Origin of the sequence: Bacillus cereus group sp. BfR-BA-01408 (assembly GCF_022663305.1) — a bacterium.
In the GTDB taxonomy this organism is placed as follows: Bacteria; Bacillota; Bacilli; order Bacillales; family Bacillaceae_G; genus Bacillus_A; species Bacillus_A pacificus.
The window spans coordinates 1-270 of sequence record NZ_JAKUFF010000261.1; the positions used below are offsets into that span (position 1 = coordinate 1).

The following is a 270-nucleotide window of genomic DNA, read 5'->3' on the forward strand; positions in this document are numbered from 1 at the left end:
TAATTGTTTCTTTTCATTGTCTAAAATCGCTTTTGCTTTTGTTTTTGTTGCCTCATCTAATCCCGCAAAGATGTCTTCATGCTTCTCTTTCTCTGGGAGTTTCACACCTAGTTTTGTTAATTCTTCTTTTGCTTGCTCATGCGTTAATTTCCCGGACTTTTCCTGTTCAAAAATAGACTTTGCTTTTTCCTTTGTTGCTTCATCTAAGTTAGCAAGTATGTCTTTATGCTTACTCTTCTCTGGCATTTTCACGCCTAACTTCGTTAATTC

The 270-nt window shown here is 35.9% G+C and carries 1 pseudogene; it reads right to left on the reverse strand.

The window, feature by feature from the left end:
• Positions 1–270 (reverse strand): annotated as a pseudogene (locus tag MR083_RS27225) (hypothetical protein); the annotation flags it as partial.